This window comes from Streptomyces odontotermitis (genome assembly GCF_050510915.1).
GTDB lineage: Bacteria > Actinomycetota > Actinomycetes > Streptomycetales > Streptomycetaceae > Streptomyces.
Map to the genome: position 1 here is coordinate 310706 of NZ_JBNJLS010000007.1, position 21666 is coordinate 332371.

Below are 21666 nucleotides of genomic sequence, written 5' to 3' on the forward strand. Positions count from 1 at the left end.
GCTCGCAGCAGCCCGCAGCTGTCCTCGCCGTCTTCGGCCGCACTCAGCCGTTCGGCAGGATGACCGCCCGCCCGTTGATCCGGCCCTCGTGCATCCGCTCGTACGCCTGGGGCGCGTCCTCCAGCGCGTACGTCTCGACATGGACCCGGATCGCCCCGGCGCGGGCCAGGTCGAGCACCTCGATCAGCTCGGACCGCGAACCCCAGTACGGAGAGCGGACCGCGACGTCGTACGCCGTGGTGCCGAAGCCGACCGCGGCGGCGCCGCCCCCGAGGCCGACGACGGTGACGTCCCCTTCGACGGCCGCGCAGGCCGTCGCCGTGGCCACGGTCGGCGGGGCACCGACGAAGTCGAAGACCGCCGCGGCGCCCAGGCCGCCGGTCAGTTCGCGGACCGCGGCGGCCGCCCTCTCGTCGGACAGGACCGTCTCGTGGGCGCCGACCTCACGGGCCAGACGCAGCTTCTCCTCGCTGACGTCGAGGGCGATCACGCGCGCGGACGTGAGCGCGCGCAGCAGCTGGATCGCGACGTGCCCGAGGCCGCCGGTGCCGATGACCACGGCGGTGCTGCCCGGGGTCAGCTTGGGCAGCGACGTCTTGATGGCGTGGTACGGGGTCAGGCCCGCGTCGGTGAGCGGCACCGCGGTCACGGGGTCGAGGGAGCCCAGCGGCACGAGGTGGCGCGCGTCGTCGACGAGCAGGTACTCGGCGATGGCGCCGGGCGCCCCCAGGCCGGGCGGGCGGATGCCCAACTCGGCCGCGCGCGTGCAGTAGTTCTCCTTGCCCTGCGCGCACATGAGGCATGCCCCGCACCCCCACGGCCCGTACACGGCCACCGAGTCACCGACGGCGAAGCCGGTGACTCCCTCGCCGAGCGCGGCCACGGTCCCCGCGCCCTCGTGGCCGAGGGTCAGCGGCAGCGCGAAGGAGAGAGCCTTGGCGGGCTGGCTCATCACGGCGACGTCGGAGTGGCACACCCCGGCGGCGGTCACCTTCAGGAGCACCTGGCCCGGTCCCGGCTCGGGGCGGGGGACGGTCACCACCTCGGGGGCGGCGCCCACGCTGCGGTACTGGAGGGCCCGCATCTCGGCGGGCAGGGCGTGCGGGGTGGTCGACTCGGCTGCGGCTGCGGCTGCGGACACTTGGGGTACCTCCACGGGGGTTCGGGGTCTGTCCGGCGTGTTCCTGTCCGGCGTGTTCCTGTGCGGGCCTGCGGGGTCAGCGGGCCGCGTAGCCGCCGTCGACCAGGTGGTAGCTGCCGTTGATGAAGGAGGCGCGGTCGGAGAGCAGGAACAGGGTGAGCTCGGCGACCTCGGCCGCGGTGCCGAGGCGGCCCTGCGGGTGCAGCGAGACCAGATGCGCGCGCTGCGCCTCGTCCCCCTTGAGCAGCGGGGTGTCGATGAAGCCGGGGCCGACCGCGTTGACCCGGATGCCCTGGGCCGCGTACTCGACGGCGGCCGTCTTGGTGAGGCCGACCACGGCGTGCTTGGCGGCCGCGTAGGCGGGGGAGCCGGCGAAGCCGTTGGTGCCGAGGATCGAGGACATGTTGACGACGGCGCCGCCGCCCGCGGCCAGGAGGTGCGGAAGCTCGTGACGGAGCGAGTAGAAGACGCCGTTGAGGTTGGTGTCGATCACCCGCTGCCAGTCCTGGACCGTGTACTCGCCGGTGGGCGCGGAGGCCCCGGCGATGCCCGCGTTGTTGAGGGCCAGGTGCAGCCCGCCGAACTCCTCGACGCCGGCCTCGACCGCGCGGCGCACCGACTCGGGATCGGTGACGTCGACGCGTACGGCGAGGGCACGGGCGCCGGATGCGGTGAGCTCGCGCGCCACGTCCTGGGCACCGCGCTCGTCGAAGTCGGCGACCACGACGGCCGCTTGAGCGGCGGCGAGACGGCGGGCGACCTCCCGGCCGATGCCGGAGGCGGCACCGGTGACGAAGGCGGTCTTCCCGGCGAACTCGCCGACCGCGCCGGTCGCGGGGGCGGTGGCGGCCGCCGCGCCGGTCTCGGTGGTGGTGGTCGCGGTGGTGGGCGTGAGGGACATGGCAATACCTGAATTCACTTGCTGGTGGGGCTGGTTGAGCGGGGTGCGTCGGCCGGTGCGGTGAGCCCGGCCGTCGGCTCGGCGGCCACGGCCGCGAACGCCGCGTCGATGAGCCGGGGCAGGGAGGCGGTGGCCGCGCCCGGCGCGATCCAGAACCGCACCGCCGTGCCGAACGCGCCGACCGCGAGCGAGACGGCGAGCGCCGGGCGCAGATCGCGCTCGGCGTCGAGGCCGAGGCGGCGGGCGACGATCGCCACCGACTCGCCCTGGGCCTCGTCCTGCACCCGCAGATAGGCGGGGAGCAGGGCGGGTTCCTGGTGGAGCAGGCGCAGTAGATCGGCGGAGCGCGGTTGCCGGTGCCAGGCGGTGGGCTCGTCGTCGAGCCAGCCGCGCAGCGCCCGGTAGTAGGCGGTGAGCGGCTCCTCGTCGGCGGGGCGGGCGGCGAGCGCCGCGTTGATGCGGGCGTAGTCGGCGCGCAGCGAGTCGACCACGGCGTCCTCCTTGCCGGAGAAGTACCGGGAGAAGGTGCGCCGGGAGACGTCGACGCGGTCGCTGATGGCCTCCACCGTGACGCGGTCGAGCCCGCCCGTGAGGGCGAGATCCGCGGCGGCCCGCGCCATGGCCTCCCGGCTCTGCTGCACCTTGCGGACCCTGCGGCCTTCCTCGCTGCTCATGGATTCACCGTACACCTAAAAGTGTCCCATTGGGACAGTTGGCCTGGTCGGACAGCTTCGGCGCGGGGAGTGGTGCCACATGGCGCCGTGTGGCGCCACTTGCACTTGACGCGGCGCCATGATGGCGCCATAGTGAAGCCATGGACCTCACGCCCTATGTCAATCACCTTCGCGAGGAGCTCGCGGTGGCCGCGGCCGCCGGGGGAGACGAAGCCCGTGAGCTGGCCGACCGGCTCACCGCCCCCCTGGAGTCGGCGTCCCGGCTCGTCCTGCTGAACGCCCTGTCCACGGCGATGGACGAGATCACGCTCGAGCTCGCTCCCGGATCGGTGGACGTGCGGCTGCGCGGCCTCGACCCCCAGTTCGTGGTGACGCCGCCGCCCGCGGCCGAGCCCTACGAGGAGGTGGTGGCGCAGGCTGGCGCCGCATTGGCGCCACAGGCGGCATCGCAAGTGGCGCCGGCCGCTCCGTTCGAGGGCGACGAGGGCGCCACCTCCCGCATCAACTTCCGCCTCCCGGCGCCCCTCAAGGCCCGCGTCGAAGAGGCGGCGAACCAGAGCGGGCTCTCCGTCAACGCCTGGATGGTGCGCGCCGTCTCCGAGGCGCTCGCGCCCGCCGCCGGACCTTCGGGCCCCGCCCCGCGCCACCGCGGCGCCGGAGCCAAGGGCTTCACCGGCTGGGTGCACTGACCCCACCGCACCGCCCCCGCCCCACCCGTCAGCACACCCACCACGACCCCACTACTAGTCCTGAGGACGCGACAGCCATGTCTTTTTCCGAGACCTTCGAGACCCCCGAGCCGATCTCCGTCACCCTCCATCTCGAAGTCGGCGGCGCCACGATCGTGGCCGGGAAGCGCACCGACACCACCGTCACGGTCCGGCCGACGGAGGCCGACAAGGACGCCGACGTGCGCGCCGCCGAGCGGACCACGGTCACCTACTCCGGCGGGCAGCTGACGGTGCGCTGCCCCAAGAAGGGCCTCTCCTTCAAGAACCCGGGGTCGGTCGACGTCGTCATCGAGCTGCCCGCGCACTCGCGCCTCAACGGCCGTACGGGCGTCGGGACGATCGTGTCCGAGGGGCAGCTGGACACCTGCCGCGCCGAGATCGGCGTGGGCGACCTCCACATGACGCACATCGGCACCGCCCGCCTCTCCCTGGGGCACGGCGACATCCTCGTGGACCGCATCAGCGGCGACGCCGAGATCTCCGGCGGCGGCCGCCTGCGCGTCGGCGCGATCGACGGCACCGCCACCGTCTCCAACTCCAACGGCGAGACCCACCTGGGCGAGGTCACCGGCGAGATCCACGCCAAGGCCGCCAACGGAGCCATCGTCGTCGGCCGCGCCCACGCCGGGGTCGAGGCCAAGAGCGCCAACGGCTCCATCCGCGTCGACGAGCTCTCCAGCGGCAGCTCCCGGCTCGAGACCAGCACCGGAAACATCGAGATCGGCATCCGCGAGGGCACCGCCGCCTGGCTCGACGTCCGCTCCAAGTTCGGGCACGTGCGCCACCTGCTCGACTCCACCGAAGGCCCCGACAAGGCCGAGGGCAGCGTCGAGGTCCGGGCGCACACCGGGGTCGGCGACATCACCGTCCGCCGCGCCACCACGACCGGCACCGCCACCGCCACCGGCACCACCACCGAAGCCGACACCGACGTCTGAGCCGCCGCCGCGGACTCACGAAGGACCAAGGAGCGCACCCCATGAGCCCCTCAGCCACCGCCACCCGCGCCGCGGCCGTCACCGCGACCGGACTGCGCAAGTCGTACGGGGACAAGGTCGTCCTCGACGGCATCGACCTGCACATCCCCGAAGGCACCGTCTTCGCGCTGCTCGGCCCGAACGGCGCGGGCAAGACCACGACCGTGGAGATACTCTCCACCCTCCTGCCCGCCGACGCGGGCCGGGCCGCCCTCGCGGGCCGCGACCTGGCCGAGGACCCCGACGGGGTGCGCGGCGCGATCGGCGTCACCGGCCAGTTCGCCGCCGTCGACGGTCTGTTGACCGCCGAGGAGAACCTCACCCTGATGGCGCGGCTGCACCACCTCGACCGCGCCGAGGGGCAGCGCCGCGCCGCCGAGCTGCTCGAACGCTTCGAGCTCACCGAGGCCGCCCGCAAGCCCGCAAGCACCTTCTCCGGCGGCATGCGCCGCAAGCTGGACCTCGCCATGACGCTGGTCGGCCGGCCGCGGATCATCTTCCTCGACGAGCCCACCACCGGCCTCGACCCGCGCAGCCGCCGCACCATGTGGGAGATCATCCGCAGCCTGGTCGCCGACGAGGGCGTCACGGTCTTCCTCACCACGCAGTACCTGGAGGAGGCCGACCAGCTCGCCGACCACATCGCGGTCCTCGACCACGGCAGGCTCATCGCGCAGGGCACCGCCGACGAGCTCAAGCGGCGCGTCCCCGGCGGTCACATCCGCCTGGAGTTCGGGGACGCGGGCAGCCTCATGGCCGCCGCCGGGCTCTTCGCCTCCGTCACCACCGACTTCGAGACGTTCGCCCTGCAGGTGCCCAGCGACGGCTCCGCCGCGACCGTGCGCGCCGTCCTCGACATCCTCGACGACGCGGGACTGCGCGCGGAGACCCTCCTCGTGCGCACCCCGGACCTCGACGACGTCTTCCTCGCCCTCACCGGCACGTCCGACCCCGCCGCCAACTCCTTTACGGAGAGCCACCGATGAGCGCCACGACCGCCGCCCCCTCGTACGCCGTCCGCGACACCCTGACCATGCTCGGGCGCAACCTCAAGCGCGCCCGCCGCTACCCCTCCCTGACCGTCGCTGTCGTCGCCATGCCGGTGATGATGCTGCTGCTGTTCAACTACGCCTTCGGCAGCGCGCTCGGCAACGGCATCGGAGCCGCGGAGGGCGGCGGCAAGTACATCGACTACGTCGCGCCCGGCATCATCCTCATGGCCGTGACCGCCGGTGCGCTCACCGGGGCCATCAGCGTCTGCGTCGATGTGACCGAAGGCATCGTCAAGCGCTTCCGTACGCTGCGGATCTCGCCGTCCGCGTTCCTGAGCGGCCATGTGATCGGCAACGCCCTGCAGACCCTCACCGGCGTCGTCCTCGTCATCGCCGCCGCCCTGGCGATGGGCTTCCGTCCGAGCGCCACGCCCCTCGAATGGCTCGCCGCCGCGGGCCTGTTGACCTTCCTCACGGTCGCCCTCACCTGGATGGCCGCCGGGATCGGCCTGGTCGCCAAGACCGTCGAGTCGGCCAGCAACATCCCCATGCCGCTGCAGTTCCTGCCCTTCCTCGGCAGCGCCATCGTGCCCACCGACTCGATGCCCACCGGGCTGCGCTGGTTCGCCGAGTACCAGCCCTTCACCCCGGTCATCGAGACCCTGCGCGGACTGCTCATGGGGTCGGCGATCGGCAACAGCGGCTGGGCCGCCCTGGCCTGGATCGCGGGCCTGACCCTGATCGGCTACGTCTGGGCCAAGCGGACCTTCAACCGGCCCGCGGGCCACTGAGCCCCACCCCGATTAATTGTCAGACTGACCCTGGGTAGGGTGGGCGGAACAGCCCACCCTACCCAGGGTCAGTCGAACGAGGAGCAGACGTGAGCGAGTCGGCGTCCACCGCCCTGCAGCAGGAGATCGCCCGGGAACTCCAGGTCGCCGAGGTCTTCGAGGCCGGGCGGGAGATCGAGCGCCGGGTCGCCTTCCTCACCGAGCGGCTCACCTCCACCGGACTGCGTTCCCTCGTGCTCGGCATCAGCGGCGGCGTCGACTCCACCACCACCGGCAGGCTCTGCCAGCTCGCCGTCGAGCGCGCCCGGAAGGCCGGACACGAGGCCCGCTTCTACGCGATGCGGCTGCCCTACGGCGTCCAGGCCGACGAGCACGACGCCCAGCTCGCGCTCTCCTTCATCCGCGCCGACGAGGTCCTGACCGTCGACATCAAGCCCGCCAGCGACGCCGCCCTGGCGGCCACGCTGGCCGCCGGGGTCGCCTTCCGCGACGCCCACCACCAGGACTTCGTGACCGGCAACATCAAGGCACGCCAGCGCATGATCGCCCAGTACGCGGTGGCGGGCGCCCACGACGGCCTGGTCGTCGGCACCGACCACGCCGCCGAGGCGGTCTCCGGCTTCTTCACCAAGTTCGGCGACGGCGCCGCCGACCTCGTCCCGCTCACGGGCCTGACCAAGCGCCGGGTGCGCACCGTCGCCGACACCCTCGGCGCCCCCACCGAGCTGGTGTGGAAGGTCCCGACCGCCGACCTGGAGACCCTCGACCCGGGCAAGGCCGACGAGGACGCGCTCGGCGTCACGTACGACGACATCGACGACTTCCTGGAGGGCAAGCCGGTGGACCCGCGCGCCTTCGACACGATCGTCAACCGCTACCGCCTCACGGACCACAAGCGCCAACTGCCCATCGCCCCCTGAGCTCCCGGCCCCCCGCCCCTGCTCCCCCTGCTCCCCCTGAAACCGCCGGGGCCCGCACCGATGAGTTCCGGCCGCACGCACGGTCGACACAGGGACAGGCTTCAGCAGGGGAGAGGGACGGCGTCATGAGCGATGTGCAGCGGCGGGTGCAGGAGACCATCGAGGGGCTCGTGGAGTCGGGCGCCGAGCGCGGCGTGCAGGTGGCCGTCTACCACCACGGCCGCCAGGTGGTCGACGCCGTGGCCGGGGTCGCCGACCCGGCCACCGGGCGGCCGGTCGACTCCGGCACCCCGTTCTACACGTACTCGATGGTCAAGGGCGCCGCCGCGACGCTGGCGCACCTCCTGGCCGAGCGCGGGCTGTTCGGCTACGACACCCCCGTCGCGGAGCTGTGGCCGGAGTTCGCCGCCCATGGCAAGGACAAGGTGACGGTGCGGCACGTCCTGAACCACACCGCGGGTGTGCCGGGGATCCCCCTGGACACCACCGTCGAGGACCTCTGCGACTGGCACGCGATGTGCGCCGCGATCGCCGCGTCCGAGCCGTGGTGGGAGCCGGGCACCAAGGCCGGCTACCACGCCTACACCTTCGGCTACGTCCTCGGCGAGGTGATGCGCCGCGCCTCCGGCAAGGGTGTCGCGCAGCTGCTGCACGAGGAGATCGCGGTGCCCCTGGGCATCGTGGACGAGATCTACTTCGGCATGCCCAGCGACCAGCACGCCCGCCTCGCGCGCCTGGAGGACGCCCCGCCGCCCGAGGGCGAGGCGGGCGCGGACCACGAGCTGCCCGCCGACCACCCCATGCTCCGCTCGGCGCCGACGGCGACGTTCCCGACAGCCGCGCTCGGCAACCGCACCGACGTACTGGCCGCCGACATCCCCGCGGGCGGCAAGACCACCGCACGCGCCATGGCCCGTCTGTACGCGGCGACGCTCGGAGAGGTGGACGGCGTCCGACTCCTCACCCCCGAACGGCTGTCGGCGGCCACGGACGTCTCCTTCAGCGGAGTGGACGAGATCTTCGACATGCCGAGCACCTGGGGCCTCGGCTACGCGATCGGCGGCGTCTCGGGCGAACTCACCGAGACGGGCCGGGCGGTGTACGGCATCGGCGGAGCGGGCGGCACGTTCGCGTACGGCGACCGCGCCCACGGCATCGGCTTCGCCCTGGCCAAGAACCGGCTCACCCACGACTTCGCCGCCGCCGGCCAGGTCATCGCGGTCGTCGAGGAGGAACTGGCCCGGCCCTGAGGGGAGTGCGGGCCCGCCGAGGCTCAGAGGAACTGGCCGCTGGCCAGGTACGGCGCGGGGACGTCCATGCCTCGTACGGCGATGTAACCCTCCTGACCGATGGCGAGCCGGGCCGCGAGGCCCACGTCGACGGCCCATTCGTTGGGCGTGGTGATGCAGTTGACCACCGTGTCGCCGCGCGCCGCGGCCAGGGCCTCCCACAGCAGCCGCTGCGCGGTCTCGGGGTGCGCGGCGGCCAGCAGGGACGCCTGTCCCCGGCCGTCGACGTACACGTATCCGGGCCGCGCCCGGTCCCGGCTCACCACCAGGCGCAGCGTGTCGAGCATGTAGCCGTGGTCGGGGCCGTGGCCCGCCACGCGCAGCTCCCGGTCGAGCCGGTCCATCCAGGCGAAGTCGTCGGCGCCGCCCTCGCGCAGCCCCTCGACCACGGGGAGCGTGGAGCGGTCCACGGTGCCGACCATCCGCATCTGCGGGTGCAGCGAGAAGCCCGCGAGGCGGTAGCGGCGGGTGGCGCCGGGGTGGACGCTGGAGGAGAAGATGCCGGGGCGCCCACCGGCGTGGGCGAGCACGGCGTCCATCAACCGCGCCCCGACACCGCGCCCTTGATGGCTCGGCAGCACGCCGTACGTCGCCAGGAACCACAGGTCGTCGCGGTTCTGCGAGATGCCGAACCCCACCACCTGACCGGCCGGTCCGGTGGCGTCGGCGGCGGGATCCACCGCGATCCAGCAGCCTCCCGGATCGACGTCCAGGAAATAGCGGATCCGCTCGATCCACCGCTTGGCGGCGACCGCCGGGCGCAGCTCGGGCTCCGGGTCGCTGACGAGCCGGCTGAGCCGGTCCGCGTCCAGGAACGTCACCGCCGACGCCCGTTCCGCCGCCGGGAGATCGTCCACGCGCAGCGGCCTGACCTGTACGGAGTCCATGGGCGCAGGCTAGGGATGGGCGGGGTGTGGCCGCATCTGATTTTGGGGGCTGGTGGTGCGTGACCTCAGCCGCAAAGATGTTGCGGTCATGCCAGGGATGTTGGGGGAGGGACCTCAAGTGCTCCGTAAACACCGTGCGTTGCTCGCTGCCACCGCCGCTGCCACCGCCGTCCTGACGTTCGGGGCCTCGGCGCCGGCCAGCGCGGGCGCCGCCGACGCGTCGTCCGGACCGCCCCGCACGGCGCGCGCCGCCGACGCCTCGCCCGCACGGGCCGCGGCCACCGCCTGCACCTACACACCGGCCGTTCCCGCCGACAACTTCAAGGGCATCCCGAAGTTCGACCCGAAGCAGGCGGCCCGCCCCTACAGCGCCAGGCTCCGCACCAGCCAGGGCACCGTCACCTTCAAGGCGCTGACGGACAAGGCCCCCTGCACCACGTTCTCCTTCCGCTTCCTCGCCGAGCGGAAGTACTTCAACCGCTCGCACTGCCACCGCCTCACCACGGCCCGCATCTTCGTCCTCCAGTGCGGCGACCCGACCGGCACGGGCAGCGGCGGCCCCGGCTACTCCTTCCCCGACGAGAACCTCGAGGGCGCGACCTACCCGGCGGGCACGGTGGCGATGGCCAACGCGGGCCCGGACACCAACGGCAGCCAGTTCTTCTTCGTGTGGAAGGACACGAAACTCTCCCCGAAGTACACGCCGTTCGGCCGCGTCACGGGCGGACTCGACGTCCTGGAGAAGATCGCGGCGGCCGGCGAGGACGACCAGAACGGCCCAGGCGACGGCTTCCCGACGCTGCCGGTGAACATCAAGCGCGTGCAGATCAAGGGGCATTGACCCTGACCACGTACTTGCCCCGCACGCCGCCCGCCTCCAGGGCACGGTGTGCCGCGGCCGTTTCCTCCAGGGGGAAGACGGTGTCCACCGCCGGGCGCAGCTTCCCCTCGGCCACGTGGCGGGCGAGGTCGTCCAGATCGGCGCGCTTGGGGTCGCCGCTGAAGAAGCGCACCCGGCCGCGTCCGTGCACCGTGCTGGCCGCGACGTAGCCCAGCGTCGCGGCGGCCCGCGTCGGGTCGAAGGCGATGGAGACCATGCGCCCGCCGGGGTTCAGCAGGCGCCGGAAAGCGCGCAGGTCGGTCCCCGCGGTGTCCAGGACCACGTCGAAGCGGCCCAGTTCGCCCGGCGGGACGGCCCGGTGGTCGACGGCCTTGTGCGCGCCGAGGCCGCGGACGAAGCCGAGGTTGGCGGCGCGTGCGAGGGCCGTCACCTCGGCGCCGTACGCCCGGCCGAGCTGCACGGCGGCGTTGCCGACGCCGCCCGCCGCGCCCCGCACGAGGAGGCGTTCGCCGGGGCGCAGCCCGGCCTTGTCCCGCAGGGCGGTGACGGCCGTGGTGGCCACCGGCAGCGCGGCGGCGTCCACCAGGTCCAGCCCGTCGGGGGCCCGGCCGAGCCGCTCGGCGGGCACGGTCACGAACTCGGCGGCACTGCCGAAACCGGAGGTGCGGCCGAGCACACCCCAGACGCGGTCGCCGACCGCGACCCCCGTCGCACCGGGGCCGAGCGCGGCGACCTCGCCGGTGAGGTCAAGGCCGATGCGCTGGGGGAACTTCCGGCCGGTCAGGAGGCGGACGCGGCCCGCGCGGGCCGACAGCTCGCCGCCGTTGACGCTGAACGCGCGCACCCGTACGAGCACTTCTCCCGGTCCCGGCTCGGGGCGCGGCACCTGGTCCACGTACAGCACGTCGGGGCCGCCGTAGCGGTCGAAGAGCACTGCCTTCATCGTCGTGCGGTCGTCGTTCATCGCTCTGCCTCTGCCTCTGCCTCTGCCGCTGTCTCTGCCTCTGCGTGCTGCCCCTGCGGCCGGGACCCCACGGGGATGTGGCGGTCCGTCCTCTTGACCGTAGGCTCGTAAGCGGACGAGATCGTCCACTTGGCTCCGAAGTGAGAGGCGGCGATGACGGAATCCTCTCGGATCACCGACCCGGAGGGCCTGCGGGCGGACGCCCGGCGCAACCGTGAGCGCGTCCTCGTCGCCGCCCGCGCGGTCTTCGCCGAGCGCGGGATCGACGCGCCGATGGCGACCGTGGCCCGCCGGGCCGGGGTCGGCGTGGCCACGTTGTACCGGCACTTCCCGACCCGGGACGCCTTGGTGCGAGGCGCGTTCACGCAGCAGATGGACACGTGTGCGCGGACGCTCAGCGAGGCTCTCGCCGACCCCGACCCCTGGCGGGGCTTTCAGCGCCTTGTCGAGACGGTCTGCGCGCTCCAGCGGGAGGAGCGGGGGTTCCCGGCCGCGTTCGTCGCGGCCTTCCCGGACGGCGCGGCGCACCACGCGCAGGCGCGGGAGCACGCCGAGCGGGACCTCATGACCCTGGTGCGCAGGGCCCAGGCAGCCGGTGCGCTGCGGGCCGACTTCCATCCGTCCGACCTCGCCGTGGCCCTGGTGGCCCACTGCGGTCTGGTGACCGCGCTGCCGGACGACGGTGCGGCCTCCCGGCGCCTGGTCGCCTACCTGCTCCAGTCGTTTCGCGCCGATGCGGTCAACAGACCCCTGCCGCCGCCGAGTTCACTGTCGCTGGACCGCTTTCCGCTGGCGGCTGACGGGGTCTAGGCCGGGTCCACGAAGCCTCGCCTCGCCTCGGCTCGCGCCTCAGGCCGAGGTGGCCTGGGAGATCATGATCTCCATGCCGTCGGGCGCCGACACCGTCACGAACGCGCCCCACGGCTCGACCACCGGGTCGCTCACCGGGGCCCCCGCGGCGGCCAGCTGGGCGTGGGTGGCCATGACGTCGTCGCACGCGAGGTTGAATCCGGCGCCGCGCTTCGGGTCCGGGGTGATGCCGAAGTCCGCGGCCTTGGCGATCACGACGCGGGTCCGCGCCCCGGGCAGCTCGACTTCGAGCCAGCGCTTGCCGGGCGCCATCTCGGCGTCGGTGTGGACCGTGAACCCGAGCGTGCCCACGAAGAAGTCCAGGGTCTCCTGCTGGTCCGTCACATAGAGGGTGGCGAAGGCGAGATGGGTGATCATGCGCGCTCCTTGTCGGGCTTGTCGGGCTTCTCGGGGGCTCCGCCGCGACGGCTCCGTGCGCGTCGCTGCCCCTGTCTCACGGATCGAGCATGCCTGGTGCGGGTGGGCGGCGCCCTCCGGGCCGGAAAAGGAGTGGCGCGAGACGATACGTCTTGTTACGGTTGCCGCATGAGTTCGTACTACTTCTTCCGCTGATACCGGGCGCGCGGACGCGAGGCGCGGCGGCACGTGAGTGTGCCGCCGCCCGCCGTCCCCACCTCTCCCGCCCCCGGCCACCTCGACGGTCTGCCGACCCGCCGCACAGGCACACGCAGACGCACACGCATGCGTACGCGTACGCCCATGCCTGCGGCGCGCCGCACCGTCGTACCCCTGAGGAAGAAGCACCATGCGCGAACGCGCCCATACGACCCTGCCCGCGGCCGCCCCCGCCCCCACCACTGATATCGCTGCCGCCTCCGGCACCGGACCCACGCCGTCCGGCCACCCCGGCGCCTCCGCCCAGCTCGCCCTGAAGGACGTCGCCAAGACCTACGGCACCCGCACCGTCCTCGACCAGGTCTCCTTCACCGTCCGGCCCGGCGACAAGGTGGGCGTCATCGGCGAGAACGGCTCCGGGAAGTCCACCTTGCTGCGCCTGCTCGCGGGCGTCGAACAGCCCGACAGCGGGGAGATCCGCGTCCGCTTCCCGGGCGGCATCGGGTACCTCGCCCAGAGCCTCGGCCTGCCCGCGACGGCCACCGTCCAGGACGCCGTCGACCAGGCGCTCGCCGACCTGCGCGAGCTGGAGCGCCGACTGCGCGCAGCCGAAGAGCGGCTGGCGTCCGAGACCGTGGACGAGGCCGAACTCGACGCGTACGGCGAGCTGTTGACGGCGTACGAGGAGCGCGGCGGCTACACCGCCGACACGCGCGTCGACGCCGCCCTGCACGGCCTCGGCCTGCCGGGGCTCGACCGTGCCCGGCCGCTCGGCTCCCTGTCGGGCGGCGAGCAGTCCCGGCTCGCGCTGGCCTGCGTCCTGGCCGCCGCCCCGGAACTGCTGCTCCTCGACGAGCCCACCAACCACCTCGACGACCAGGCCGTGACGTGGCTCCAGCAGCACCTGGCCGCGTACCGGGGGACCGTCGTCGTGGTCACCCACGACCGGGAGTTCCTCACCGCGGTCACCGCCACCATCCTGGAGGTCGACCGCGACACCCACGCGGTGCTCCGCTACGGCGACGGCCTGAGCGGCTACCGCGCCGCGAAGGCCGCGGCCCGGCAGCGCCGGGCGCAGCGCCACGAGGAGTGGCAGGCGGAGCTGGCCCGTACCCTGGAACTCGTCGAGGCCGCGGGCCGCCGTCTGACCGGCACCGGCAAGGACCCGCGCCAGGGCTTCGGCAAGCACCGCCGCTCCCACGAGGCGAAGCTCGGCGGCCAGGTGCGGGCGGCCCGGCAGCGCGTGCACGAGCTGCGCCGGAACCCGGTACCGGCGCCGCCCCGGCCCCTGCGGTTCGACGCGGTGCCGGAGACGGCCGACGCCGGGGCGGGAGGTGAACCGGCCCTCGAAGTCGCCGACGTCGTGGTGCCCGGTCGGCTCGACGTCCCCGCGCTCCGCATCGAGGCGGGCCACCGACTGCTGGTCACCGGGCCCAACGGGGCAGGAAAGTCAACCCTGTTGAGGGTCATCGCCGGTGACCTCGCGCCCGAGGAGGGCACCGTCCGGCGCGCCGCGCGCCTCGGCTACCTTCCCCAGGAGACCGGGGCCGCCCCCGGCGCCCGACAGCCGCTCCTCGCGGCCTTCGCCGCCGGTCTGCCCGGCCCGCCGGACGAGCACGCCGACGCCCTCCTCGCGCTCGGCCTCTTCCGCGAGGAGGACCTCACCGTCGCGGTCACCGCCCTGTCGGTCGGCCAGCGCCGCCGCCTCCAGCTGGCCCGCCTGGTGACCCGCCCCGCCGATCTCCTCGTCCTGGACGAGCCCACGAACCACCTCGAACCGACCCTGGTGGACGAACTGGAGGAAGCGCTCGACGCGTACAAGGGGACGCTCGTGGTGGTCTCCCACGACCGGGGCTACGTAAGGGAGTTCAGGGGCGAGCGCCTGGTACTGGAGGGAGGGCGCCCGGCCGCCTGACGACGGGCGTCGCGTCAGGAAGGGAAATCAGGTCAGGCTGTGGGCGGTGAGTGAGTGATCGCGGTTGCCACGAGTCGGCGGGCGTAGGAGGCGTTGAGTTCATCCGGGCGGAAGAGGATGCGATACATCAGGGGGGCGACCACGTGGTCGATGACCGCTTCGGTGTCGGGTGTGGTCTCGCCGCGTTCGGTCGCGCGGGTGAGGATGACGTCGATCTGCTCGGCGGCGTAGGCGGAGCACCGGCCGGCGTTGCTGCCGTCCGGGTCGCCGAGCAGGGCGTCGCGGATGTAGGCGCGGCCTGCGGGGGAGGCCATCTCGTCCAAGAACTGCTCGGCCCAGGCGGTCAGGTCGGACGTCAGGTCACCGATGTCCTTGGGTGCCGTGTCGGGGCGCAGGCGCTCGACCGCCACGTCCGACATCAGTTCCTGCAGGTCTCCCCAGCGGCGGTAGATCGTCGACGGCGTGACGCCCGCGCGCTGGGCGATCATCGGGACCGTCAGGGCGTCCCGGCCCACCTCCGACGAGAGTGCGCGGACGGCGGCGTGCACCGATGCCTGGACTCGGGCGCTGCGCCCGCCGGGGCGCACCATCTGGCGACTCATGACACCAGCTTAAAGCAAAGTTGTTGCGTCTAGGTGTGTGGAGGCGTGCCCCGGAGCGCCCTGCAGGCCCGGGCCCTGCGGGGCGCTCCGCCGGGCCTGCGCTCTGGCTCAGGCCACCGGCGCGAGTTCGCGGGCCGGTTGGGTCTGCTCGTAGGCATGACCGACCCGCAGCAGCGTGCTTTCCCCGAGAGGTCGGCCGAGCAGTTGCATGCTGACCGGCAGGCCCGCCGCGTCGAAGCCGACCGGGACGGACAGGGACGGCACGCCCGTGATGTTGGCCGGGGCCGAGAGGCGTACGTATGCGTCGGAGACGCTCTCGACCGTGCCGTCGGGCCAGGTGATCGTCTCCTCGTCGGCTGCCGCGGCGGTGGCCGGGACCGTGGGTGCGGCGATGACGTCGACCTCGTCCAGCAGGCGGGCCCATGCCTGGCGCATGAGGGTGCGGGAGCGTTGGGCGCGCAAGTAGTCCCCGGCGGGCATGAGTTCACCGGCCTCAAGGAGGGTGCGGACGTCCGCCTGGTACAGCTCGGGAACCGTGCGCAGGGTCTGCTCGTGGTAGGCGGTGGCCTCCGGCACCATCAGGCCCCACTGGGTGGCGTGGAGGTAGCGCGTCATCGGAATCTCCACCTCGACGAGCCGCGCGCCGAGGGCCTGGAGCTGGTCGATGGCGTGCCGCACGGTGGTTTCCACCTCTGCGTCGACGCGATCGAAGTAGTAGTTGCGCGGTACGCCCACACGCAGCCCGGTCAGGTCCGTGGTCGCCCCCGGCCGGTAGGGCGTCGCGGGCGCGACCAGCGAGGCGGGATCGCCCGGGTCGTGACCGGCGAGGACGGACAGGACCACGGCTGCGTCCGCCACGGTCCGGGTGATCGGGCCGACGTGATCCAGCGACCAGGACAGCGATGTGACGCCCGTGCGGGGGACGAGGCCGTAGGTCGGCTTGAGGCCGACGACTCCGTTGAGCGCGGCGGGCACCCGGATGGATCCGCCGGTGTCGGTACCGAGGCTGAAGGTCGCGGTGCCCGCGGCGACGGCGACGGCGGACCCGCCGCTGGAGCCGCCTGCGATCCGGTCGCGGTTCCAGGCGTTGTTGGTCTGAGGGGTGGTCAGGCCGTAGGCGAACTCATGGGTGTGGGTCTTGCCCACCGTGACGGCACCGGCTGACGACAGGCGCGCGGCGACCGTGCTGTCGGCCTTCGCGCGGTGGTCGGCGCGAACCCTGGAGCTGGCTGACGTCGCCGCGCCTGCGACGTCGATCAAGTCCTTCAGTCCCATGGGGATGCCGTGCAGCGCATGTCGGAGGCGGCCGGCCGCGGCGTCGTTCGCGGCCTCGAGGGCTTCTTCGCGGGCCCGCTCGGCGCTGACGGTGACGTAGGCGTGAAGGTGTGGTTCCACCTTCTCGATGCGGTCGAGGACGGAGTCCACCAGCTCGACGGGGGACAGCTGCCCTGCCCGGATCGCGTCAGCGGCTGCGGTCAGGGGCAGTTCGAACGGCTGCATGGTGCTGCTCCTCTCCCGCGCGGTAGGCGAGGGCGGGTGGGGTGTCTCCGAAGTCGATTTCCCGCAGGACGGCGACGACGGAATGGATGTGGTTGGCGGTGAGCGCGACCGCCTCGTGGCGGTCGGCCGGCAGCGGGAGTCCGGCACGGGTGGCCCAACGGGCCGCCTCCGGCGGAGTGAGTTCATCGGAGGGCACGGATCTGTCTCCTGGTCAGCTGGAGCGACGGAAGCCCTCGCACAGCTAAGGCTAAGGGTTTGCGTTAGGTGACTGTACGACCCTACCCTGCCTTAAGGCAAACGAATTGCTTTTACGGTGACGGGGCGGCACTCCTGCGACGCCTCCCACCACCACGACGACTGAAGGCGAGCAGAGACCATGAAGACCCGGCCATCCACTGCCGCTCCCTCCTGGACCGTGGGCGACATCGCCGTCCACCGCATCGACGAGGTCCCGCTGCCGCCCGCGACCGGACCGTGGCTGCTGCCCGGCGCCACCACGGACGTGGTCTCCCGACATGACTGGCTGCGCCCCGACTTCGCCGACCAGGACGGCATCCTGCGCCTCGACAGCCACAGCTTTGCGTTCGTCGTGGGCGGGCTGCGCGTTCTCGTCGACACCGGCATCGGCAACGGCAAGGAGCGGGCCAACCCCGCCTGGCACAACCTGCGGACGGACTTCCTCGAACGCCTTGCCGCCGCCGGCTGCTCCCCGGACTCCGTCGACCTGGTGATCCTCACTCACCTGCACGCTGACCACGTGGGCTGGAACACGCGGGAGACGCACGGCGAGTGGGTCCCCACCTTCCCCAACGCCCGCTACCTCACCTCTCGCACCGAGCGGGAGTTCTGGGCCACGTACGACATGGAGGAGCCGCGCAAGCACATGTTCCGCGACTCCGTGATCCCGGTCGAGGAGGCGGGGCTGCTCGACCTCGTCGACGTTCCCGAAGGGGGCGCAGTGATCGCTCCGGGGCTACGCCTGATCTCCACACCCGGTCACACCCCCGGCCACATCGCCGTCGAGCTGACCAGCCGGGGCGAGAGGGCGCTCATCACCGGCGACTGCATTCACCACCCGGTCCAGCTCGCCGAGCCCGCGATCGGCGCCTGCGTCGACATCGACGCGGCACGCGCGCACGCCTCGCGTCGTGAGCTGCTCGATTCCCTGGCCGACACGGACACCCTCCTGCTCGGTACTCACTTCGCACCGCCCACCGCCGGCCGCGTGATCACCCAAGGAGGCGCCTACCGTCTTTCGTCTGTCCCCGCCGCATCGCACTGACGTCACTGGGGCCTCGTGCTGTGCGTCAAGTGAGGCGTGGGGCTCGGGGGTCGGGCTCGGGGCTCCCGTATCATCGGCCGAGTACCGCATCGCGTGGCGGCCTCCTCAACGATCCTCGATGATCCTCACCGGAGGTCACGTATGCCCGCCCCTTCCCTCACCGTGCGCCCCTTCCGCCGCGACGACCGCGACCAGCTCACCGAACTGGTCAACCAGCACGTCGCCGCCGTCGTCCCCGGCGTCTCCGTCTCCGTCAACACCGTGCTCAGCGGCCTGGAGCGGCAGCCCGAGGAGTTCATCACCGACCCCTGGGTGGGCGAGCGGATCACGCTCGTCGCCGAGCAGCGCCGGTCCGTGGTGGCCGCGGCGCACCTGCTGCGCCACCGCGCCGACGGCGACGTGGGCGAGCACTTCCGGGACGCGGGCGAGATCGCGTGGTTCGTCTTCCGGCCGCCGGCCTCCTTCTGGCCGGACTCGGACGAGGCCGCGCGCCTGCTCATGTCCGCCTGCCTGGCCCAACTCGCGCGCTGGAACGTCCGTGTCAGGTACGCCGACGGCGGGCTGCCCGCCCCGCTCGTGTACGGCCTGCCCCGCAACTGGCCCCACATCCGCGCCCTTTACGAGGACGCGGGCTTCCGCCACGTCGGGGGCACGGAGGTCGTCCTCATCGCGCGGACGGCCGACCTGCCCGCCTCCGCACCCCGCCCTGGGGTGACGGTCGAGCGGACGCTGGGCGAGTGCGGCACGCGCTTCACGGCGTACGACGCCGGGGGCGCGCTCGGTTTCGTCGAGGTCGACACCGCGCCGGCCCGCGCCGAACGCCACAGCCGCTCGGCGGGCCTCGCCGACATCGGCAACCTCCACGTCGCACCGGCCCACGAGGGCGAGGGCCTGGAGGGCTGGCTGCTGGCGCGGGCGGGAGGGTGGCTCCGGCTGTGCGGCGTGGACCGGCTGGCGGCCTACGAGTCGGCCGGGGACGGGGCGGCGATCGACCGCCTCACGTCGGCGGGGTTCCAGGAGCTCACGCGCACCGACCGGGGTTGGGAGCACCGCCGCGCCGAGTAGTCGGCTCGCCGTAGCGGGTAGGGGCCGGGGCCTCCGTTCGTCCGTCGAGCGGGGGCCTGCCCGGCTCACTTCGCCTCGGCACGCCCCACGATCACGGCCTTGAGCTCGTCGAGTGCGTCCCGCAGCAGGGGAGCCATGCCCGCCGCGTCCTCCGTGCTCTCCGCGTCCTCCGTGCTCTTCGCGCCTTCCGCGGTCTTCGCGTCGTCCGCGATCCAGCGCTCGAAGCCGACCTTGAAGACGGCGACCCCCGCCTCGGCGGCCAGGCTCGCGGCCGGTTCGCCGACGCCCCGCCCGCGCAGGGCCTCGGCGAGCGCGGTGGACATCGAGGCGAGCTTGATGAGTTCGCGCTCCTGAAGCTCGGCGTTCGAGGTGATGACGGCCTGGCGCTGCCGGGCGAAATCGCGCCGCCCCTTGAAGGAGTCGGCGAGGGCCTCAAGTCCCGTCGCGACGGCGTCGATCGGTGGCGCGGACGGCGGGGCCTCGCTGACCGCGTCGGTGAACAGCTGCTGCAGTTCCCCGGCGCCGCCGAACAGCACCTCGCGCTTGTCCGCGTAGTGCCGGAAGAAGGTGCGCTCGGTGAGACCGGCCCGTTTGGCGATCTCGGCGACCGTCGTCTGGTCGTAGCCGCGCTCGCTGTAGAGCTCCATCGCCGCCGTGGCCAGGCGTCCGCGCGCGTCAGGCTGCCATCTACCCATGGCCGGATCCTACGTGATGACAGAGCCTGACATCAGGTGTACCGTCGAGGTCAGCTGATGTCAGTCCCTGACATCAGCTGACCGGCTCACCAGCTCACCAGCTCTCTGGAGTCTTCTCATGCGCATCTTTGTGACCGGAGCGTCCGGCTGGATCGGATCCGCCGTCGTTCCCGAACTCCTCGAGGCGGGCCACCAGGTCGTCGGGCTCGCCCGCTCCGACGCCTCTGCCGCCGCCCTCACCGAGGCCGGGGCGGAGGTGGTCCGCGGGACCCTCGACGACCTCGACGTCCTGGGGAGGACCGCCGCCGCCGCGGACGGCGTGATCCACCTCGCCTTCAAGCACGACATCGCCTTCAGCGGCGACTTCCAGGGCGCCGCCGAGGCCGACCGCCGCGCGGTCGACGCCTTCCGGGACGCCCTCGCCGGGACCGACCGCCCCTTCGTCCTCGCCTCCGGCGCGCTCGGCATCAAGCCGGGCGCGCTCGCGACCGAGCAGGACGTGCCCGCCGTCGACGGCTCGCCGTTCTCGATCCGGCAGACCACCGCCCAGGCGACGCTCGCCCTCGCCCCGCACGGGGTGCGCTCCTCCGTGGTGCGGCTGTCCCCGACCTGCCACGGGCAGGGCGACAACGGCTTCATGCCCGCACTGATCGGCATCGCCCGCGCCAAGGGGGTCTCCGGCTACGTCGGCGACGGCGCCGCCCGCTGGCCCGCCGTCCACCGCCTCGATGCCGCACGCCTGTTCCGCCTCGCGGTGGAGAAGGCCCCGGCGGGGTCGGTGCTGCACGGCGTAGCCGAGGAAGGCGTCTCACTCCGTGACGTCGCCGAGGTGATCGGCCGCCACCTCGGCGTGCCGGTGACCTCCGTCGCCCCCGAGGCCGCGGCCGACCACTTCGGCTGGCTCGGCCCTCTCGTCTCCCTCGACAACCGGGCGTCGAACGACCTGACCCGCGACCTCCTGGACTGGCAGCCGACCCACATCGGCCTCCTCGAAGACCTCGACAAGGGCCACTACTTCGACGCCGCCTAGGTTCGGAGGGGCGGACGGCGCCGCAGCACTAGGCTGACCCCCATGCACATACGCCTCGTCGACCCCCGTGACACCACCTGGGAACAGGACCACGCCGCGTACCGCGTCTACTTCTGGGAGGGCGGGTCCGAGGGCGAGTCCAGGACCTCGTACGAGTACGAGGTCCTGGACGAGGTCGACGTCGAGGAACTCCTCACCTGGGCCAAGGAGTACGCGGCGGAGCGGGGATGGACCTACACGGTGTACGTGTGGGTCGCGGGCGGCGTCGTCGGTGACGGCAAGGGCGGGTCCGGGCTGATCCGTCTCGCAGGCATCCACCCGTCGCGGTGACGACGATGGTCGTGATCCCCGGGTATGAGTCGGGCCCCTTGGCCGAGGGGGCGGACTTCCTCGACGAGCCGCTGTTCTGGCCGGGCCACCTCGGCTCCAGTCTCCCGGCCGGGGAGGCGCAGGCCCTCGCCTTCGGGGCGGACCGGGACGCCGCACGGGAGGTGTACCGCAACGTCATGGATCCGGTGCGCTGGCCGGTGTTCCGTGTGGAGTTGACCTCCGGGCACGTGATCCACGTCGTGTACCGCAACCTCGACGGCGACATGGGCGTCGACTACCTGGTCGTGGCGCCCGGGGCGCGGGAGGCGGTGACGCTCGCCTGCGACGAGGGGAGTTTCATGGGGCCCGGTCTCTCCTGGCCCGAACTCGAAGCCGTGGCCGGGCAGTCGGCCACGGAGGGGGTCGTCGACCCGGACGCGCGGCTTCTGCTGCTCTTCCCGATGCTCGGCGACGCGGACGTGCCCGAGCACGCGGCCTCCCGCCTCGCCTCGGCACTGGCGGCCCTGACCGTCGTCGAGCGCCCGGAAGAGCTCGCACCCCTCCTCCTGCGCCAGCAGGGCCAGTGGCAGGCGCCCAACTGGAGCCAGGACGACGGCACATGGGTCTGCGACGGCGCCCACAGCGTCCGTAACCCGGTGAACCCCTTCGCGCTGCCCGCCCCGCGCCTCGTGGAGCTCGGCGCCGCGTTGAACGAGCGCTGAGCAGGGGTCGTCT

Annotated in this window: 24 protein-coding genes; 14 read left to right on the top strand and 10 right to left on the bottom strand. The window is 72.8% G+C overall.

Going from position 1 to position 21666, the window contains the following annotated elements:
* Positions 1 to 43: 43 nt before the first annotated feature.
* The 3 genes from ACQB60_RS22415 to ACQB60_RS22425 form a co-directional block, all read right to left on the bottom strand.
* Positions 44 to 1084: an NAD(P)-dependent alcohol dehydrogenase gene (locus ACQB60_RS22415; protein WP_496927962.1), complete on the bottom strand. Its 1041-nt coding sequence runs from the start codon at positions 1082 to 1084 to the stop codon at positions 44 to 46.
* A gap of 133 nt (positions 1085 to 1217) precedes the next feature.
* A complete protein-coding gene (locus ACQB60_RS22420) occupies positions 1218 to 2042 on the bottom strand; it encodes an SDR family NAD(P)-dependent oxidoreductase (protein WP_496927842.1) in 825 nt (274 codons plus the stop codon).
* Between the two features lie 14 nt (positions 2043 to 2056).
* On the bottom strand, positions 2057 to 2716 hold the full coding sequence (locus ACQB60_RS22425; RefSeq protein WP_496927843.1) for a TetR family transcriptional regulator: 660 nt from the start codon (positions 2714 to 2716) through the stop codon (positions 2057 to 2059).
* A 140-nt stretch (positions 2717 to 2856) separates the two neighbouring features.
* Between ACQB60_RS22425 and ACQB60_RS22430 the strand changes: the two genes are divergently transcribed.
* The 6 genes from ACQB60_RS22430 (at position 2857) to ACQB60_RS22455 (ending at position 8377) form a co-directional block, all read left to right on the top strand.
* On the top strand, positions 2857 to 3405 hold the full coding sequence (locus ACQB60_RS22430) for a hypothetical protein (RefSeq protein ID WP_496927844.1): 549 nt from the start codon (positions 2857 to 2859) through the stop codon (positions 3403 to 3405).
* A gap of 77 nt (positions 3406 to 3482) precedes the next feature.
* Complete coding sequence (locus tag ACQB60_RS22435; protein WP_496927845.1) at positions 3483 to 4385, top strand: DUF4097 family beta strand repeat-containing protein; 903 nt, start codon at positions 3483 to 3485, stop codon at positions 4383 to 4385.
* Positions 4386 to 4426: 41 nt separating this feature from the next.
* A complete protein-coding gene (locus tag ACQB60_RS22440) occupies positions 4427 to 5410 on the top strand; it encodes an ATP-binding cassette domain-containing protein (protein ID WP_496927846.1) in 984 nt (327 codons plus the stop codon).
* Positions 5407 to 6207, top strand: coding sequence for an ABC transporter permease (locus tag ACQB60_RS22445; RefSeq protein ID WP_496927847.1), 801 nt, complete (start codon positions 5407 to 5409; stop codon positions 6205 to 6207). The genes ACQB60_RS22440 and ACQB60_RS22445 overlap by 4 nt, the downstream gene beginning before the upstream one ends.
* Before the next feature lie 89 nt (positions 6208 to 6296).
* Complete coding sequence (gene nadE, locus ACQB60_RS22450) at positions 6297 to 7127, top strand: NAD(+) synthase (protein WP_496927848.1); 831 nt, start codon at positions 6297 to 6299, stop codon at positions 7125 to 7127.
* 125 nt (positions 7128 to 7252) lie between these two features.
* Entirely contained in the window at positions 7253 to 8377 is a 1125-nt protein-coding gene (locus ACQB60_RS22455; protein ID WP_496927849.1) for a serine hydrolase domain-containing protein, read from the top strand.
* A 23-nt stretch (positions 8378 to 8400) separates the two neighbouring features.
* Here ACQB60_RS22455 and ACQB60_RS22460 read toward each other — a convergent pair whose 3' ends face one another.
* Complete coding sequence (locus ACQB60_RS22460; RefSeq protein WP_496927850.1) at positions 8401 to 9303, bottom strand: GNAT family N-acetyltransferase; 903 nt, start codon at positions 9301 to 9303, stop codon at positions 8401 to 8403.
* Positions 9304 to 9442: 139 nt separating this feature from the next.
* Between ACQB60_RS22460 and ACQB60_RS22465 the strand changes: the two genes are divergently transcribed.
* The gene (locus ACQB60_RS22465; protein WP_496927851.1) at positions 9443 to 10144 is read left to right on the top strand and encodes a peptidylprolyl isomerase; all 702 of its coding nucleotides are present in this window, start codon (positions 9443 to 9445) and stop codon (positions 10142 to 10144) included.
* Here ACQB60_RS22465 and ACQB60_RS22470 read toward each other — a convergent pair.
* Entirely contained in the window at positions 10131 to 11108 is a 978-nt protein-coding gene (locus tag ACQB60_RS22470; protein WP_496927852.1) for an NAD(P)-dependent alcohol dehydrogenase, read from the bottom strand. The genes ACQB60_RS22465 and ACQB60_RS22470 overlap by 14 nt on opposite strands.
* Positions 11109 to 11261: 153 nt before the next feature.
* Between ACQB60_RS22470 and ACQB60_RS22475 the strand changes: the two genes are divergently transcribed.
* On the top strand, positions 11262 to 11918 hold the full coding sequence (locus ACQB60_RS22475; RefSeq protein ID WP_496927853.1) for a TetR/AcrR family transcriptional regulator: 657 nt from the start codon (positions 11262 to 11264) through the stop codon (positions 11916 to 11918).
* A gap of 39 nt (positions 11919 to 11957) precedes the next feature.
* Here ACQB60_RS22475 and ACQB60_RS22480 read toward each other — a convergent pair whose 3' ends face one another.
* The gene (locus ACQB60_RS22480) at positions 11958 to 12335 is read right to left on the bottom strand and encodes a VOC family protein (RefSeq protein WP_496927854.1); all 378 of its coding nucleotides are present in this window, start codon (positions 12333 to 12335) and stop codon (positions 11958 to 11960) included.
* Positions 12336 to 12723: 388 nt separating this feature from the next.
* On the opposite strand from ACQB60_RS22480, the gene abc-f reads away from it, so the two are divergent.
* The gene (gene abc-f, locus ACQB60_RS22485) at positions 12724 to 14448 is read left to right on the top strand and encodes a ribosomal protection-like ABC-F family protein (RefSeq protein WP_496927855.1); all 1725 of its coding nucleotides are present in this window, start codon (positions 12724 to 12726) and stop codon (positions 14446 to 14448) included.
* Between the two features lie 32 nt (positions 14449 to 14480).
* On the opposite strand, the gene ACQB60_RS22490 is transcribed toward abc-f, so the two are convergent.
* The 3 genes from ACQB60_RS22490 to ACQB60_RS22500 form a co-directional block, all read right to left on the bottom strand.
* Positions 14481 to 15050 (bottom strand): TetR/AcrR family transcriptional regulator, encoded by a 570-nt coding sequence (locus tag ACQB60_RS22490; RefSeq protein ID WP_496927856.1) that lies wholly within the window; start codon positions 15048 to 15050, stop codon positions 14481 to 14483.
* A gap of 108 nt (positions 15051 to 15158) precedes the next feature.
* Positions 15159 to 16550, bottom strand: coding sequence for an amidase (locus tag ACQB60_RS22495; protein ID WP_496927857.1), 1392 nt, complete (start codon positions 16548 to 16550; stop codon positions 15159 to 15161).
* On the bottom strand, positions 16513 to 16746 hold the full coding sequence (locus ACQB60_RS22500) for a hypothetical protein (protein ID WP_496927858.1): 234 nt from the start codon (positions 16744 to 16746) through the stop codon (positions 16513 to 16515). Before ACQB60_RS22500 ends, ACQB60_RS22495 begins: the two co-directional genes overlap by 38 nt.
* A 180-nt stretch (positions 16747 to 16926) precedes the next feature.
* Between ACQB60_RS22500 and ACQB60_RS22505 the strand changes: the two genes are divergently transcribed.
* Both ACQB60_RS22505 and ACQB60_RS22510 read left to right on the top strand, forming a co-directional pair.
* Complete coding sequence (locus ACQB60_RS22505) at positions 16927 to 17832, top strand: MBL fold metallo-hydrolase (protein WP_496927859.1); 906 nt, start codon at positions 16927 to 16929, stop codon at positions 17830 to 17832.
* Between the two features lie 141 nt (positions 17833 to 17973).
* Positions 17974 to 18897 (top strand): GNAT family N-acetyltransferase, encoded by a 924-nt coding sequence (locus ACQB60_RS22510; protein ID WP_496927860.1) that lies wholly within the window; start codon positions 17974 to 17976, stop codon positions 18895 to 18897.
* A gap of 65 nt (positions 18898 to 18962) precedes the next feature.
* On the opposite strand, the gene ACQB60_RS22515 is transcribed toward ACQB60_RS22510, so the two are convergent.
* Complete coding sequence (locus ACQB60_RS22515) at positions 18963 to 19592, bottom strand: TetR/AcrR family transcriptional regulator (protein WP_496927861.1); 630 nt, start codon at positions 19590 to 19592, stop codon at positions 18963 to 18965.
* A gap of 118 nt (positions 19593 to 19710) precedes the next feature.
* On the opposite strand from ACQB60_RS22515, the gene ACQB60_RS22520 reads away from it, so the two are divergent.
* Genes ACQB60_RS22520 through ACQB60_RS22530 form a run of 3 tightly spaced genes read left to right on the top strand, consistent with a single transcriptional unit; the run spans position 19711 to position 21653 of the window.
* Positions 19711 to 20622 (top strand): SDR family oxidoreductase, encoded by a 912-nt coding sequence (locus tag ACQB60_RS22520; RefSeq protein WP_496927862.1) that lies wholly within the window; start codon positions 19711 to 19713, stop codon positions 20620 to 20622.
* Positions 20623 to 20664: 42 nt separating this feature from the next.
* Positions 20665 to 20952 carry a hypothetical protein gene (locus ACQB60_RS22525; RefSeq protein ID WP_496927863.1) on the top strand — a complete coding sequence of 96 codons (288 nt, stop codon included), beginning with the start codon at positions 20665 to 20667 and terminating at the stop codon, positions 20950 to 20952.
* 5 nt (positions 20953 to 20957) lie between these two features.
* Positions 20958 to 21653, top strand: coding sequence for a hypothetical protein (locus ACQB60_RS22530; protein WP_496927963.1), 696 nt, complete (start codon positions 20958 to 20960; stop codon positions 21651 to 21653).
* Positions 21654 to 21666 lie beyond the last annotated feature (13 nt).